This window comes from Streptomyces sp. NEAU-sy36 (assembly GCF_013423905.1).
In the GTDB taxonomy this organism is placed as follows: Bacteria; Actinomycetota; Actinomycetes; order Streptomycetales; family Streptomycetaceae; genus Streptomyces; species Streptomyces misionensis.
In genome coordinates this window covers 4,244,329-4,259,334 of the sequence record NZ_CP058977.1, presented here as the reverse complement: position 1 = coordinate 4,259,334, position 15,006 = coordinate 4,244,329, and the positions used below count along the sequence as shown (strand labels likewise).

General features: G+C 67.5%; 17 protein-coding genes. 10 read left to right on the top strand and 7 right to left on the bottom strand.

Annotation, left to right across the window (positions count from 1 at the left end):
* Nucleotides 1-392: 392 nt before the first annotated feature.
* Together HZZ00_RS19360 and HZZ00_RS19355 are read right to left on the bottom strand one after the other, a co-directional pair.
* A complete protein-coding gene (locus HZZ00_RS19360) occupies nt 393-1,958 on the bottom strand; it encodes a DnaJ C-terminal domain-containing protein (RefSeq protein ID WP_180327617.1) in 1,566 nt (521 codons plus the stop codon).
* A gap of 17 nt (nt 1,959-1,975) precedes the next feature.
* Nucleotides 1,976-2,392 carry a hypothetical protein gene (locus HZZ00_RS19355; protein ID WP_257584870.1) on the bottom strand — a complete coding sequence of 139 codons (417 nt, stop codon included), beginning with the start codon at nt 2,390-2,392 and terminating at the stop codon, nt 1,976-1,978.
* 166 nt (nt 2,393-2,558) lie between these two features.
* On the opposite strand from HZZ00_RS19355, the gene HZZ00_RS19350 reads away from it, so the two are divergent.
* The 6 genes from HZZ00_RS19350 (at nt 2,559) to HZZ00_RS19335 (ending at nt 6,145) form a co-directional block, all read left to right on the top strand.
* A complete protein-coding gene (locus HZZ00_RS19350) occupies nt 2,559-2,873 on the top strand; it encodes a hypothetical protein (RefSeq protein WP_180327616.1) in 315 nt (104 codons plus the stop codon).
* Nucleotides 2,874-2,901: 28 nt separating this feature from the next.
* Nucleotides 2,902-3,273, top strand: a complete 372-nt coding sequence (locus tag HZZ00_RS39235) for a type I-E CRISPR-associated endoribonuclease Cas2 (protein WP_374028467.1) — start codon at nt 2,902-2,904, stop codon at nt 3,271-3,273.
* Nucleotides 3,270-3,401 carry a hypothetical protein gene (locus HZZ00_RS38625; RefSeq protein ID WP_257584869.1) on the top strand — a complete coding sequence of 44 codons (132 nt, stop codon included), beginning with the start codon at nt 3,270-3,272 and terminating at the stop codon, nt 3,399-3,401. The genes HZZ00_RS39235 and HZZ00_RS38625 overlap by 4 nt, the downstream gene beginning before the upstream one ends.
* A 37-nt stretch (nt 3,402-3,438) precedes the next feature.
* Complete coding sequence (locus HZZ00_RS19340) at nt 3,439-4,068, top strand: DciA family protein (RefSeq protein WP_180327615.1); 630 nt, start codon at nt 3,439-3,441, stop codon at nt 4,066-4,068.
* Between the two features lie 258 nt (nt 4,069-4,326).
* A complete protein-coding gene (locus HZZ00_RS38620) occupies nt 4,327-4,458 on the top strand; it encodes a hypothetical protein (RefSeq protein ID WP_257584868.1) in 132 nt (43 codons plus the stop codon).
* 715 nt (nt 4,459-5,173) lie between these two features.
* Nucleotides 5,174-6,145: a hypothetical protein gene (locus HZZ00_RS19335; protein WP_257584867.1), complete on the top strand. Its 972-nt coding sequence runs from the start codon at nt 5,174-5,176 to the stop codon at nt 6,143-6,145.
* Nucleotides 6,146-6,295: 150 nt separating this feature from the next.
* Here HZZ00_RS19335 and HZZ00_RS19330 read toward each other — a convergent pair whose 3' ends face one another.
* The 4 genes from HZZ00_RS19330 to HZZ00_RS19315 form a co-directional block, all read right to left on the bottom strand.
* Nucleotides 6,296-6,790: a hypothetical protein gene (locus tag HZZ00_RS19330; protein ID WP_180327614.1), complete on the bottom strand. Its 495-nt coding sequence runs from the start codon at nt 6,788-6,790 to the stop codon at nt 6,296-6,298.
* A gap of 321 nt (nt 6,791-7,111) precedes the next feature.
* A complete protein-coding gene (locus HZZ00_RS19325; RefSeq protein WP_180327613.1) occupies nt 7,112-8,047 on the bottom strand; it encodes a hypothetical protein in 936 nt (311 codons plus the stop codon).
* Nucleotides 8,048-9,054: 1,007 nt separating this feature from the next.
* The gene (locus HZZ00_RS19320; protein ID WP_180327612.1) at nt 9,055-9,576 is read right to left on the bottom strand and encodes a hypothetical protein; all 522 of its coding nucleotides are present in this window, start codon (nt 9,574-9,576) and stop codon (nt 9,055-9,057) included.
* 11 nt (nt 9,577-9,587) lie between these two features.
* On the bottom strand, nt 9,588-10,556 hold the full coding sequence (locus HZZ00_RS19315) for an MFS transporter (protein WP_180327611.1): 969 nt from the start codon (nt 10,554-10,556) through the stop codon (nt 9,588-9,590).
* Between the two features lie 880 nt (nt 10,557-11,436).
* Here HZZ00_RS19315 and HZZ00_RS19310 point away from each other — a divergent pair.
* Nucleotides 11,437-11,733: a hypothetical protein gene (locus HZZ00_RS19310; RefSeq protein WP_180327610.1), complete on the top strand. Its 297-nt coding sequence runs from the start codon at nt 11,437-11,439 to the stop codon at nt 11,731-11,733.
* A 290-nt stretch (nt 11,734-12,023) separates the two neighbouring features.
* Nucleotides 12,024-12,371 carry a LuxR C-terminal-related transcriptional regulator gene (locus HZZ00_RS39110; RefSeq protein WP_180327609.1) on the top strand — a complete coding sequence of 116 codons (348 nt, stop codon included), beginning with the start codon at nt 12,024-12,026 and terminating at the stop codon, nt 12,369-12,371.
* Between the two features lie 41 nt (nt 12,372-12,412).
* On the opposite strand, the gene HZZ00_RS19300 is transcribed toward HZZ00_RS39110, so the two are convergent.
* Nucleotides 12,413-12,898, bottom strand: a complete 486-nt coding sequence (locus HZZ00_RS19300) for a DUF3515 family protein (protein WP_180327608.1) — start codon at nt 12,896-12,898, stop codon at nt 12,413-12,415.
* Between the two features lie 197 nt (nt 12,899-13,095).
* Here HZZ00_RS19300 and HZZ00_RS19295 point away from each other — a divergent pair, with 197 nt between their 5' ends.
* Nucleotides 13,096-13,605 carry an RICIN domain-containing protein gene (locus tag HZZ00_RS19295; RefSeq protein WP_180327607.1) on the top strand — a complete coding sequence of 170 codons (510 nt, stop codon included), beginning with the start codon at nt 13,096-13,098 and terminating at the stop codon, nt 13,603-13,605.
* A 136-nt stretch (nt 13,606-13,741) separates the two neighbouring features.
* Nucleotides 13,742-14,956 (top strand): hypothetical protein, encoded by a 1,215-nt coding sequence (locus tag HZZ00_RS19290; RefSeq protein WP_257584865.1) that lies wholly within the window; start codon nt 13,742-13,744, stop codon nt 14,954-14,956.
* Nucleotides 14,957-15,006 lie beyond the last annotated feature (50 nt).

Sequence of the window (15,006 nt, the reverse complement as noted above, 5' to 3'; positions counted from 1 at the left end):
GCTGCGGCAGCCGCTCGGTGGGCACCACGTGTTCCCGATCTTCCACGTCACCGTCCACGAACGCGGCCATTCCGGCTTGAGATCCAGGTGCTTGGTGGCCCGCTCGGGCAGCGCGAGGTCCTCTGGACGGCGGGCGTGGGACCACGCCGGACCTGCCGGAACATCGACGACCTGTAGGTCACCCACGGCGAGAGCACATCAGTGCGCGAACAGTACGGGAGGGAAAGCACAACACAGCATCAACAACCGGGCCATATCGGGACCTGCTCAACTCGCCATGAAGCGCTCAGTCACACTGAGGCCGCCGCGACCGATGCGCGGCGACCCGATATACCGTCCCTTTCCTGTAGATCACCCCGCCCGTCGCGGTCGGTCGGTCCGAGAGAAGTGTGTCAATCGCATATCTCGATGCGGACCAGGATGTCCCCCCGGCCGCCGGTATGGAGATGGGTGGCGCCGAGCTTGGCGAGCCGTAGGGTCTGTCCGTGGCGAATTCCCTGGGGGATACGGACGGTCTTCGTGCCATCAAGGGTGTCTAACTGTGTCGTCCCGCCCGTGATCGACATTGTCCGGGGGATAGTCACGGTGCAGTGCAGGTCGTCGCCTCTGCGCTGGAAGGTTGAGTGGGGGAGTTCCACGACTTCGATGTACACGTCGCCCGGCTCGCCGCCTCCAGGGCCGACCTGCCCCTCTCCGGCGAACTGGATTCGCATCCCGTCGAAGGCGCCGGCGGGAATTTTCACGGTGAGCCTGCGACGGACAGGCACCCGGCCGTGGCCGTCGCACTCGCGGCAGCGGGATCCGGTCATGCCCCGCCCCTGGCACGCGGGACAGGGCAGCTCCTCGGCGCTCCGGCCGAGGAAGCTGCGCTGAGTCTTCTCCTTCGTGCCGCGGCCATTGCACGCTTCGCAGAGCGTGGGTGCCGCACCCCAGCCTGAGCCGGAGCAGGCCGAGCACACCACCGCCGTGGCGACGCTGAAGTCCTTCAGCGTGCCTAATGCTGTCTCGGCCAGCGTGAGGTCCAGCAGGATCAACTCGTCCCGGCCACGCCGCACAGGTGTGTAGGTCCCGGGGGCGTTCACAGCTCCGAAGAGCGCGTCCGTACTCTCAGCGAAGCCCTTTTGGGCTAGACCGCGTGCATCGGCTGTCGTTTCGGCCGACGGGCCCAAAGAGGTCGTACCAGGGCCATGCCGGAAAGGCGCCCCCACCACCCGGGCGATGGTCACCTGGTATTCCAGGTCCGCCCACAATCGAGGGTGCTGCTTCACGCCGGCACGTTGCAGGGACTCGTACACGTACTCGTGCAGCTCGGTGACAGTGATGCGGCCATCGCCGTTCAGGTCTGCCGCGCCTGTGCGCAGGCCCTCGATCAGCGCACCCGTAAAACGCGACGGCTGCGGCGCCCTCAATCTGAGACGCTTCCCCTCCCAGGCATACTCGGTCCGGTTCGTAGCGGTCAGTACGGCCCTGCCATGGCCGCCGAGTTCTTCACGGAAGTGGATCCGGTCGTCACCCTTTGTACCGGGGAGAAAGGCTCCGCTGTAACAGCAGTCTAGAAGGACAACTATCGTGCGGGCCCTGCAGCGATCCATGCAGTCGCGGAGGAACGCGGCCGGAACCGCCGTGGAAGCGGGCAGGTCACGGTCCGTATCGCGGGCGGCGAAGTACAGGAGGCCATCGTCGTCCTTGATGCCGTGGCAAGAGATGTGGACGAGCAGCAGGTCGTTGCGGCTGCGGTTCTGGAAGAAGCGCTCGATTACACGCATCGCCTGATGCGCAGAGGTGTCTCTCAACTGTTCGGTGTGGAACGCTCCGATGCCGGGGTCGGCAAGCACCTCGGCGAGGGCGACGCAGTCCTGTGCCGGGGAGCGGAGCGCGCTGAGCGCGCGATCGTCGTACGTGCCCGTCGCGATGAGGAGGGCGTCCCTGCGGCCCGGGCCCAGGGGAGAGTCGGTCATGGCGAGCCTGCTCCTGGCTACTCCTGCGCGGCTGGCGGTTCTCCTCCGCCTTGCGCCGGGGATTCGTCGGGTTCGGTGCGTATCTGAGCCAGAAATGCCTCCACCAAGAGCTGTTGCTGTTCCGGGGACGCGTGGCCCAGTTCTAGCAGGCGACCGCCGACATCGACCTTGACCGTGTGGACGGGGCGGCTCTGCATCCAGGTCTCCACCAGATGCAGTACGGGCCGGAGTACGGTCGGCGCGAGACTGACGACGAGCGCACCGACCGCGACGAGGGCGCCGGGCTTGGCGCCCTCGGGCACGTCCCCGTCGGGCTGGACGCCCCGTACGTCGTCGACTTCAAGTTCGAGGAGTCGCCTCCTCAACTGGCCAGTTAAGTAAGCAAGCTCCTCCTGATCCACATCGGCCCCTCCGGTCACCATCAGGCGGATCACGCCAGTTGCGTCCATATCGTCCCCCGTTCGTCTGTGGCTCCAGTTTAGGAGGCGAAGATCCGACGGCTAAAGGGTTGGTGCGGCCGGTGACAACCAGCGCTGAGCTCGAGGCTCGACGCGTCGTGCTCCCCCGCGTGCGTGGACCGCGCTGGTCGTCGCGACCGCCGTGACACTGCTGCTGCTGCGCGGCCCGCTGGTCACATCCGCGGCCGAGGGCTGGCGCCAGTTCGACGCCTGCGGTCTGAGGGCGACCTGTCGGTACAACCAGGACGCGATCCTGCGCTACAAGGACCTGCTCTATGCCACCTGGACCGTCACCACGCTGCCCTTCCTGGTCGCTGCCTGGGCGGGCGCCTCGCTGATCGGCCGGGAACTGGAGACGGGCACGGTCCGCCTCGCCTGGACCATCGTCCCCGCGCCCGCGGGGATAGCTCGTCCTCCGCTACCAAGACCGCCGGCAGCGTCTCCGCCCGGTCCGTGACCAACTCTGGCAAGCCGTCACCGAAACCGTGGGTGACGGAGCCGCCGTCCTCGTCCACCCCGCACCAACCGAGCAGGGCTACTCAATCCGTACCGCCGGGACCCGGCGCCGCCTACCCGAGGATTTCGACGGGCTCACCCTGACACGGATGCGAGCCGCGCCAAAGGCAAAGGAAACACAAAGGACTCTCCGGTGCGGGCGCCGTCGAGGCCGCGACGAAAGCCGCCGTTGCGGCCCGGGAGCGCACGCGCAGTACTTGCTGGCGGCGCGGCTGGGGCAGCCGCGCGAGCGGGCGGCGGCCCGGAGCGAGGCTGCCATTGCCCGGCGTGGACGGACCAGTTGCCCGAGCTTGCCGGCCGCCCCGCTGGACGGCGAGGCGGCCGGGGTAGTGATCGCGTGAGCACCGAGCTGAGTGGCGTCGACCTCGCGCGCCAGGCCCTGGTCGCGGCCCGGGAAGCGGCGAAGAAGAATGGGGGCGCCCCGGAAGGGGAAACCGAAGCGGCGCACCGGCGCGGTCGTACACCGTGATGGCCGCGAGCCGCTCGGGTTTGGCAGCGCGATCAGCATGATGTTGACCGAGCGCGGCATGGTCGCCCCGGCCGCCCGCGGCAGCGTCCTCGCCCAGTTCGACGCCATTCTTGCCGCGGCCGCGCCGGAACTCGCCGGTCACGTCCAGGCCGTGGCGTTCGACGCGGACATCGGCCGCCTGGACGTCGCCCCCGACGCCCCCGCCTACGGCACGAAGCTGCGCTGGAGCGCGCCGAAGCTCGTCGCAGCCGCCAACCATAAGGTGCGCGGCGCGAACGTTCGCACGCTGCACGTCCTGGCGCCCGTACCCGTGAAGGCCGGCCCCGCCACGGCGGCCGCCGACCCGGTCCCGAAGTCGGCCGTGCTCGCCGTGCCGGTGGAGCGCCGGACTGCGCCGGAGGGCTACCGCCGTGCCATCAAGGCGCACCGCCAGGCCGTCCGGCCGTCGAGGGTTGACCCCTCGATCGCGGAAGCGGTGGAGCGGCAGACCACCGCGATGCGGGAGCTGAGCCGCCGGGTGTTGCATCGCCCGTTGCAGCAGCCTCCAACGTCGGGTGACCGCTTGCGCGTCACTCCTGCCACGTACTTCAGGTGTGAGCTTCAGCACGCTGGTACGAGAAGCTGGCACGCCGTACCAGATGTGTCGTCACCCGGCACCAGCAGGTGAGGCGTTTGAGCGTGGCTTGAGCTTCGGATTCAAACTTCTGAGCGACCGCTCAGCATGGCACCCAGTGTCGTCCTCCCTCTGGTAGAGGGGCAGTTGCCCAGAAACGGTATCCGTCGCGCTCCGGTAAAGTTCCGGCACACCTCTCACCTCAGGGGCCTACGTGCACGCGTGGACTCCCCGGCCGGGAGCCCACGCCAGCTGTGGCCTCCCAGGAGCTGCGAAATCCGCAGCCTCCAGAGGAATGAGGTGATAGGCCCGATGACTGAGCTGAACGAGTCGGAGGGGCATTGCCAGTGCTGCAGCAAGCGGAACCGGCCCGAAAGGGCCGCCCGGTGGCTGGGGCTCCTGGTCCGCGTGGTCTACGAGATCGTGCTGACCTGGCCCTGGTAGCGGAAAGCCCCGACCTGAGGGTCGGGGCCCGACCGGCCTGACAAGGCCGACCGCACTGCACACGGTGTGCGAGGGAAGGCTCCACCGGTTGCTTCGCGGGCGCCAGGTGGGGCCTTCTCTTATGCCCGAATGCGGTTTACCGCCGCGTACGCAAGCGAATCCCGACTTTTGTGATGCCGGTCACACTTGAGGACGACGGTCCCCCTACTATGCCTTGCCTTACTGCCCTCACGACAGGGAGTGGCACGTTGATCCGGCCACACCTAGGCAGCCGATGCGGGAAACCGTGCTGGTAGTTCCCGATATCGCCCCCAATGGAGTGATGCAAATCACACACCGGTTGGGTGAATGTTCGCACTGAAGCGCGGTTGGATTTCGGCCGGTTTGCCAGGGGATCATCATCTTGCAAGTGCAACATCAGGGCCCGTCCCCGTGGGTGGCCGAACTTTACACGTCTCCTCTGACAAACGCCGCCCTTTCGGGACCCATTTCCGCAACAGCCCTTCGAAAACAGGTGTGCCTCGAGCCATCGAGTGACCACATGCATCTCGCCACGAAAGCAGACGGCTCGGGCGGTGCTCGGGTTAGGGCACATGGTGGTCGGCTCGAAGGCCAGCGCGGTGTGTAGAGCTCGGCGCCTGCCCCCTTCCTCTGCGACCACGGGACATCTCCCGCGTGCCTGTCCTCCTACGAAATCGGTCGACCGTACCGGCTGTTGGCCGCCCCGCGCCCCCACTTCACTCGCAGTGGCCGGATCCAGAGGAAACGTCGTGCCCACCTCGACCCCGCTGCCGCACCCGTCACCACCCTCATCGCGCCGGACGGCCACACGGACGACGGTGTCCTCCAGTCCGCGATCCCCGCGCAGCGCTCCGCCGAACAGAAGCCGGACTCCTCGCCCAGCCCAGAGCTGCCGGTCGACGTCGTCCGCCAGGCCGTCCGCGAGGTCCTCGCCGAGGAACTCGCCCCGGTGCTCACCGAGCTCACCAAGCCGATCAGCACCGATGACGGCCCGGCCGGCGGCCATCAGGATGTCTCGGACCGAGCACGTGAAGCGGTGGGGGAAAGCAAACAGGAGGTCGCTACCGCGCTGGCTGAAGCCCTGTCCGCACTCGCCTCACTGCGCCAGGAGATCGTGGACCTGCACGCCGCCGTGGAGGAGCTACGGCCGCAGCCGGACACTGCGGCCGAACCCGCAGGCGCCGAAGTGAGCCCAGAACACAGGGACCTGCTGAAGACCGCGGCCCGCGTCTCCTCGGCAAGCCTGCTGTGTCACCGCGACATCTGGGAGTTCATCACCGCCCACACGGGACGTCACCCGCACTTCCGCGTACCACCGCAGGTCGCCGGTGAGGGAGAAGAACGGATCCGCGTCGCTCTGTCCGGCCGCTCCCTGATCGCCCTGCTGATCAGCCTGCACTCCATCAAGCACACGGCCAGCGACGGCGACGGCGACCAAGAACTCGCCGCAACGCTGTACGAGCGGATCGAGGAGAGCCTGACCGACCTCACCCCCAGCGGACAGCCGGTCAGCATCACCCTCGACGACCGCACCGCTCCCGGCGCCCCGACGGCCGAGAGCCGCAACGAAGGCGACGACGAACCAGAGACCCCTGGTACACCGCAAGCGTCCACGGAGCAGGAGGACACGGACCCAGGGCAGGAGGCCGACTCCTTTACCCCGTGAGCGACCTCGGCTGGCACCCGTCGCTCCGGGCGCCAGCCACCTCCCATACCAGCGGGCTGTCCTTCATCTACAGGCGCTGCGGCAGTTTCGAGAGACGTCACCGCCGGCCTGATCCGCTGACTCCGCTACGCGCACGATCCGACCTCGGTTTCACGGTCGGTTACGATCGAGAGTCTGCTGGCGACCGCCGTTCCGCCGCCGGGCGCGTCCGGGACGACGTCCCGTATCGCGGCGGTCTGCCGCTTGATCGTCGGCGGGCTCCTCGGCGCCGGATGCCTCCAGCTCGGCCGATACGGGCGAAGGCGGGGTGGTGAGTGGAGGTGGTGTGGGCGTGGTGAGGTCCGCGAGCACGGCGCGGACCTCCCGCAGCTCGGCGCGCAGCTGGGCAACGACGTCGTGGACCGCGCTGTTGAGCGCGTCTCCGTTGGAGTTCAGCTTGTTGTAGACGTCGCGGAAATTCGAGCGCATCCTGCCGAGCTCGTCGACGACATCCTTGGTCGTCTTCTCGTGCGCGGCCCGGCCGGCCGTCTCCAGCTTCTCGACGCTCTTGTCGAGCGCGTCCCGGATGTTCTTGTCGGTGTGCACGACGGCGGTGTGGAGCATCGTCAGGGTGTTGGTGAAATCCGGATTCGGCTGGCGGGCCATTACCCCCCATTTCGTCGCACTGGGTAGTCATGCCGGTTCGTTGCGTATGCTGACCGGGGTGAGTCAAGCCGCGCGGGGAGATCGGATCAACTGGCCTAAGAGAACCTGTTGTTCAGGCCGAAACCGATCGTGGCGACCGGTTGATAGGGGCTGATCTGACGGGGCCGCCCCGTCTTCGTCGCTTGGCCTGTGGGGGAAACTTTGACGTCCTCCGGCCTCCCGCAGGAAGGCCGGAGGGACAGCGTGGAGACCTGGGTGAACCACCGCGGCGGCCCGGATCAGAGATTGCCGCTCCGGACAGCATTGCGCTGTCCAATGGGTTCAGGCGAAGGCATCACGATTCAGTTCCGCGATCCTCTCGCGGCGCTGGTCATCGAGCGTGCGGCCCCATTTGGCGTTCGAGTAGTACACGGATCGTCCGGTGGTGGGCTCGCGGAAGTCGATGTTGCATCCGATATCTGCGTGGGTGTGATCGCACAGGCAGGTGCATCGTTTGTGCTCGACTTCCCAGCCGAGCCCGGTGGGGCCATCGCCCAGGAGCCGGATGAGGTCGGGGCACGGCGGGCCGTCGGTGGTCTCCAGCCGTACGGCGCCACCTTCGCCGCCTAGAGCGTGCCAGGCATCGGTGCTGTTGATCGGTCCTGGCCCGGCGGGCGCCCGGATGTGGCGGAGCAAGGGCGAGTAGATCGAGGGCGGATCGTAGGGCGCGACGGTGGCTGCGGCGTAGGCAGCGCGTTTCTCCGATGCCCAGTCCGGCTTCGGTTGCAACAGGTCGTAGTCGGGGGCGAGACGGTTGACGACGCGATCCCACCAGAGGGGGTTGAAGCCGGTAAGCAGGATGCTGGCCGGCATGCCGGGGCGGTACAGGCAGATGCCGCCCCTCTCTCTGCGATAGCGGAGGCCGGGCACGCCGATGATCCAGTCCTGGGGATCCGAGAACTCGTCATAGTCGTTCAACCGGGGGAGGAGGAACTCAGCCCAGCAGTGGATCACGTATGGCTCGTGGGCGAGCCGCAGGACAAGCTGGTCCTCATCTGGCCGGGCCTGGACGATGCCCAGAGGGTGCTCGCAGACACCGCCGATCTTGCAACAGGCGATGAAGACCGCGGTCTCCAGCAGCGCCTGTTCCGGGCGGCGTGCCGCGGGTACGGGGAGCGGCTGGCCGTCGTCCTCGAGGAGTGCGCAAAGGGCCTGGTGGGATTCGCCCGTGCAGCGGCGGCGGTCTTCGGTGAGGGCCAGGGCGGCCTGAGGAGGCATGGTTACTTTTCCGCGCCGGACCGGCCCCCATCGGTGAGCGCTTTGTTGAGGTGGTGCTGAGGGTGTCGTGCGCGGGTGATGCTTCTGGCCGGTCCTCGGCGAGGGAGCAGCGGGGGCTTCTTCCATCGCGCGGCCGGGCGTTCACGCTGCCCGCGCTGATGACATCCGGCGTGCGGCTGAGGATCAAGGAGGCGCAGCGGTTGACGCTTCGATCGGGTGAAGCGGTCCACGCCGTCACTACCTGGTCGGTCCCGCCCACAGCCTCCGGCTGGGGATCGGTGAGCCGGTGCGCGTCTCCGACCGTAACGCCCTGTCCCTGACGCCAGATCACCGGCTGGCGCCGAAATGCGCCTGGCAGATTGGGACAAGGTGATGCCAGTGGCCGCGCGCAGTGCCACCGGTGCGGTGGAGGGCGCGCGGGAAGGCGCCTGCGAGGTCACTGGAGCGCGGCGAAGGCGGGGACGCCGGAGCTCCAGGAGTTCGCGCCGCGTGTGCCGAGACTGTGATGCGGACCTACTGGTGATACGTGGGAACTTCCAGCAGTCTTGCCAACCCTCCGAATGCTCTCGAGGTCAGCTTGTTGTTGTGGTTCAGTTGACCCGTGCACAGTGCCGGGCTCGGCCCCGGCAGCGCTGGTGTGCGGTCCGGCAGCGGCCCAACCAGGAAGCTCCCCGCCACCCCGCCGACGCCCCACAGCCACAGCGCCGTCCGGTGCGCGCCGACACCATCCGCGTCGGGCGCCGACTGGCTTCCCTAACTGCAGTTCGCGAGATGCGCTTCGAGCTGGGCAACAGCGACGACCGGGTCGATGTTCTCGAGGAAGATTACGTCGAGCCTCGCCACGGCCGGCCCTCCGGGCCGCTAAGCCACGGCCAACGCGGCTTGGGCGTCAGCAGCGGAGAAGTAGTCGCACAGCGTTACGGCACTGAGCCTGACATCCAGGGCCGACAAGCCGAGTTCCAAGATGCACGTCCTCTCGGACACGAACGGCGAGCGAGCCGACAAACCTACCGCCCGGCCGTACCGGCCTCCCCTTGTGTCACTGCCTTGTACTGCCCTGACGCTCCGCCCGCACCCGCACGCCGTAACGCCAGCGCCGCGTACCCGCCGCCAGCTGCCATCAGCAGTCCGGCCACCGTGAAGATGGAGTCGATGGGCCCGAAGTGCACACCTGCCGCCTCTGCGTCCAAGCCGTGCAGTGCGGTGCTGGCGAGCCAACCTGCGGTAGTCACGCCGATCAGGGCAGCGAGCTGCTGAACAGGATTGATCACCGCTATGACCCGGCCCAGATGGGACTGCGGCACCGCGGAGAGCAACACGGGGGTCAGTGCAGTGTTGAGCGCGGCCAGCGGCAGCCCAACGAGGACTAGGGTGACGAGAGCGGGGCCCAGACCGGTCAGCCGCGAGTAGACCACAAGCCCCAGACCGGTGAGGGCGAGCCCGCCTGAGAACACCCGGTGCGCGCCCAGCCGCTCGGTCACCGCAGCCGCCACCAGCGCACCGCCGACCAGCCCGAACCCCAGGGCCATCTCCAGCGTGCCTACCAGCGGGACGCGGCGCCGAGATTCTGCGTTACGAAGAACACGTTGAGCGAGTTCAAGGCGTCCGCGCCGACAGTGGCCAGGCCGACGCTGACCAGCAGCGCGGTGACCACCCGGCTGCGCGCGACGAGCCGCAGCCCGGCAGCGAACTCCGCGCGCCAGTCTCCACCCCGGCGCTCCGCCGCAGGTACGTCGACCGTGCCGCCAGGCGTCGGGGGCTCATCTGTGAGCTGCGGCCTCGTCGAGGAGACGGTATCGACACCGGGAGCCCCGTCGGCACCCTGGGCATGGCCGACTCTTCGGACTGCGACGAAGGAGACGAGGAACGTCAGCGCGTTCAGCAGCAGAGCCCAGCGCACTCCTACCGCGAACAGCAGCGGAGCAGCAAGCGGCGGCCCGGCAATCGTGGCGATTGCCTGGGTGGCCTGCCCGATCCCGGCTGCCCGTGCGCGCTCGGCGGGTTCGACCACCTCCCCTATGAGGGCGAACCGGGCCGGATTGAAGAACTGTGCGGCGCCCGTAGCCAGAAACACCGTCACGTACACCGCGCCGAGCACGACTCCATCGGGCAGCGTCCCAGCAGGAAGGAAGGCCACCACCGTAAGCGCGCCAGTCAGGGCCGCCCGCACCAGATCGGCACCCATCATCGTGCGCTGCCGGTCCCAGCGGTCAACGAACACCCCGGCGGGTGGACCTACCAACAGGGTGCCGATCGCGACGGCGACGACCAGGCCGGAGACCGCAACCGGTGCGTAGGGCCGGCCAGCCAGCACCACGGTGCCGATCCAGAGTGCGAGCGTGGTACTGAAGACGAAGTCCCCCGTCTGGGAGACGAGTTGGCCGGACCATAGCCACCGGTAGTCCCGATTAATGAGGATCACCCGAGTATTGTGGTTATCAGAAGGGAAATTGGGAAGGGCGGGTAGCTGTTCCGGGGCCTCGCTGAAACGGAATAACGTCATCCGCATGAGCGGCATTCGATGTCCTGAAGTGGCCAGGACGCTTGAGGCCACACGAGCGCCATGGACCTACACGTCCGGCACAGACAGAACCATCTGAGCCAGCACGATCCGAAACGGTTATGTAGTTCGCTCGCATGAAGCGTATGACCCAGGCATCCGTCGTTTCCGTCGCCGAAATTCTCGCTTTCCCGGATTTCAAGGGAAGCGAGACCGCACTGGCGGCCGGCGTGATGTCCCGCGCTGGCGGGCCTATGCCTCCCACGCCGGCTACGCGGCGCGGCCGCAGCAGATAGCGAACAGCGTGCTGGCGAAGCTCGCCAGCACGCAGCTGGCAGCTCCGTCCCTGGAGGTCATGGCAGAGGTCGTGCATCGTATGCGGGAGCTGCTGCAGCGGATGAGTCCGGTTCTCGGGACGATGCGGAAAGTAGGAATACTGTCCGCATTCCGACAGTTTGCTGTCACACTGTCGTCAGGCCCCACTGCCCCCGTCAGCGGGGCCGCTTCCATCAAACGACCGACCTCGTCCACGCAGCCTTCATCATCACCCGCGCACTGTCTTGGCCCCGCACATCAGGATGCCGGGGTCATCCCGGCGCACCGCTGGACCCTGCCGTGCCCTGCTGCGTTCTGCGCGTGGCCAAGGCCGGCTTACCGCGACAGTCTCAGGGCCGACTACCCGTTCCATCCAGGCGACGGGCTGTCGGCCCGACATGCTCCAGTAGGCTGCGCTGGCCATGGATACGGACGCCGAACCCGAGCAGACCTGGCACACCACGAACCCTGCCGGTCCGCCGATCCGGCAGTTGTTCCGGGACGTCATCGCCGACCGCATGCAGGGCCCCCGGCCGCCGCAGGCCGCGATGCTGTTCGACGCCGAGGTCGACCCTTGCTGGGACGACCGGAGCTTCCTCCACACTTCTACAGCGAGATCCTCCACCAGGATGCCTGCCAGCCGGCCACCGCCGACGGCCGTGCCCTGGTCACGGCCCTCGCAGTCGACGACCGCGTTCCCGCCCGGCACCGGTTCCAGGCCGTCGACCTGCTGTTCAGGGCTGCCACGGTCGCCGAGCGCCATCTCGCCGAGACCTGGCCGGCCGCCCCACAGCATGCCGATCCCGCCAGCGAGGACCGGGCCCGCAGCACGGTCCAGGGGCACGGGTGTGGAGCGCGCCGAGCAGGCTGAGATGCTTGATACTGGGCTGATCGCGCTCGTAGGGCACGGCCCTGAACCCGCAGAGGCGGCAGGGGCAGGTCGGCGGTGAGGCGGTTGGATGACAGCGTGACTTTGCCGCTGCTCGAACGTTCTTGCAAGAGCCCACGATTTTCAGCCAATACAGCGGTCGCGCAGGTAAGTTACTCAGCTGGAAAGGGCGTGAAGTTCATAGGAACTCACGGGTAAGTTGGCCGCTGGCCGCCGCTACAACCCGGGCCACGGGGGTCTGCTGGGAATTGCGGTGTCCGGAGGGGACCAGAATGACCAACTGGGGCGGCACGACAGGCACCACCTGCCCTTACCAGCGAACCGGCCACAGCCCGGAACCCGGTATCCAGCGACTGGAGGCCCTGACGGATCGAGAAAGGGAGGTTCTCCTGCTGCTGGGCACAGGTGTCGGCAATCGTGAACTGTCGAGGGAGCTGGGCATCGCCGAACGCACGGTGAAGGCACACATCTCGAACATCGTGGCGAAGCTGGGGCAGCAGACGCGGACACAGGTCGCGATCGTCTCCGCTTTGGCCCACAACGCGCTGTGCGACGAGCCGTCATGCTCCCGGCACCTTGCTCCGACCTCGGGCCGAAGGCAGAAGTCGACGATCGCGTAAGCGGCCGGGCCCGCACGTCTTGCGAGCGGGCCCGGCACACGTCACTGGGCATCCAAGCACCGGCCGGTCTGCCGGATTTGCTCCACCAGGGGGGAGAGCTCCAGGATCGCCTCATCCGTCCGCACTCCCTGTACTCGGATGGCGACTTGCGTGGCCGGCGTTCGACCGAACGTCACGATGACCTTGCGATCCGGGGTCGACTGCCGCTCGTCGAGCATCCAGTCGACCCCGTTCGCCTCGAAACACGGGTCCGTCGTCGCCGTCGGGCTCGCGACACCGCAGCGCAGGATCACATCCTGGTCACCCCACACCACTACGCCGTCGAGTCCGACAGACCGGCGTTCCTTGCCCGCCAGCCGTCCTGGCGCCCTCCCGGTGAGTTTCCGGCAGTGCGCGTCTCCCGCATGCGCGGCAGCCGTCAGGCCCCGTGCTGGATCGTCCAGCAGGTGAGCCGTCACCCCGCCTCCCACAGCCAGGACCACGATGCCTGCGACGGCACCAAGAGCGAGGCGGCGTGAGAGCTTCATGGTTGGAAGTCGACCCCCTGTGAGAGCAGCGATACGAGGGCCACCGTAGGGGACCAAATCAGACGGCTCCACACCGGGTACGACCAGCCTCCCTTTAGGGCAATGCCCTTTCAGACACCTCCCTAACGGACGTAGCAGACATGGGCAGTTCGCGTTTACGTTCGGTGCTCGCCATGTCACTCAAACGGGGAGGACCAATGCGTAAGGCAGCCGGATCACTGCTGCTCGCCGCAGTCGCGGCCGGAACGATGACGGGTCTGGCCGCGCCGTCGGCCGACGCCGCGCCGCAAGCCAAGGACCCCTACGCGCATGTTCGCCTGGAGCGCGTCTGGGCGGCACACACCTGCCTCTCCATGGGGGGCAGCACGAAGCAGAACGCGCAGCTCACCGTCGGCAAGTGCTCCGGTGACAAGTCGCAGCGCTGGACCCTCCACCGGATCTACAAGAACGACTCGCTGTTCACCATCAAGAACGACAAGTCGGGCAAGTGCCTGAACGTCGACAAGAAGAGCCACATCGTCCAGTACACCTGCCACTCCACCTGGAAGGCGCAGCGCTGGATGCTGAGCGGCTCCCGCATCTGGAGTGAAGCCCGCAACGGCAAGGTCATCGCGTCGAACTCGACGAAGGCCGGCTCCCACCCCTACCTGGAGAAGGCCGGCAGCTCCAACCCGGCTCGTGGGCGCCAGGAGTGGGGCCTGTCCTGACACACAGGGGCGGCTTCCGGGAGGTCGGTCCGGCCCGACGTCTCGGAAGCCGCCCCCTCGTGCGCGCTGACAACTCCTCACCCAGGCGGTGACGCGGCTGGGCTGAGGCGACGACTTCTGTCCAAGGAGACGATCCGTGAACCTCAACCGCACCATGGGGCGCTGGAGCGCGGCAACCGTGCTGCCCGTAGCCCTCCTTGCCGCGACGGTGGCCGCCGGCGGGACCACCGCCTCGGCCGCACCCGAGCCGGGAAAGGCCGTGTTCGTCCTCGATGCCGGCACCGGCAGCTTCGCGACCGGTAAGACCGCCCTTGCCTCCGGTGGCGTGCACACGGTGAAGACCTACACCGGGAAGGCCACCGACAGCGAGATCCTCGCCGCTGGCTCGCAACGCGTCATCGCCGACGTCACCCTCGCCCACTCAGCGAGTCGGACGGAGCGTGCTGCCTGGGCCGCTTCCGCCAGGTTCGTCGACCTGTCGTGGCCGGACCTCGGTGCGACGTCCTACACCGTCATCCGTGACGGCAAGGTGATCGCCAGGACCTCTGGGCACAGTCTTCGCGACGATGCGGTCGTTCCCGGCTCCGAACCCTCTTATCAGATCAGCGGTGACGCAAAGGGGCTCGGACATACCTGGGGCCTGAACGTCACGGTCCCCACCGGCGACACGCCCGCCGCACTCGTCCAGACTGCCCGGAAGATCGAAGCCAAGGCCAAGAAGTACACCAAAACTGTGGTGACCTGGCGGTCCTTCATCCGCCAGCCGTGGGTGACCGTGCCCACCTACATCAGCAAGGCCTCAGGCTGCAAGTACGGTGGCAGCTCCTACAAATACAAGGGGGACGGCCGGGGTTACTCCAACGCTGTCTCCGGCACGTCGTTCCGTGCCGGTGTCCGCGGTGTCGTCTACTGGACGAAATCTTCCTACGACCTCTTCCCCGAGACCGGCTGGACGAAGGTCTACAAAAACGGAAAGCTGGTCGAAAAGCGGAAGGCGTCGACCAAGAAGATCGACTTCCAGACCAAGACCCGGTTCGACGGCAAGACGCGCTCCGTGCACGGTCAGATCGAGGCCACCGATCCCTTCTGCCCCAAGTCCGGCATACGACGGGCCGGCATCGGCGTGTACTACGACGCCCGCCTCGCCCGCAACGGTGACTTCTACGTCTCCGGCAGCGCCCGCCCCGCCCCGGACCACGAGATGTACCTCTTCGGTTACACCAGCGGCAGCAAGCACTCCACCAAGACCGTCTACCAGCACAAGATGAGCACCAAGGCGGTCAGCGGCCTCGAGTGCCTCTACTCCCGAGTCTGTGAACCCAGCACCATCTCCAACAACGGCGGCTACTAGCAAGCACTCCCGACCCGTGGGCGGGCGGCTGCCCGCACGACAAGGATGGG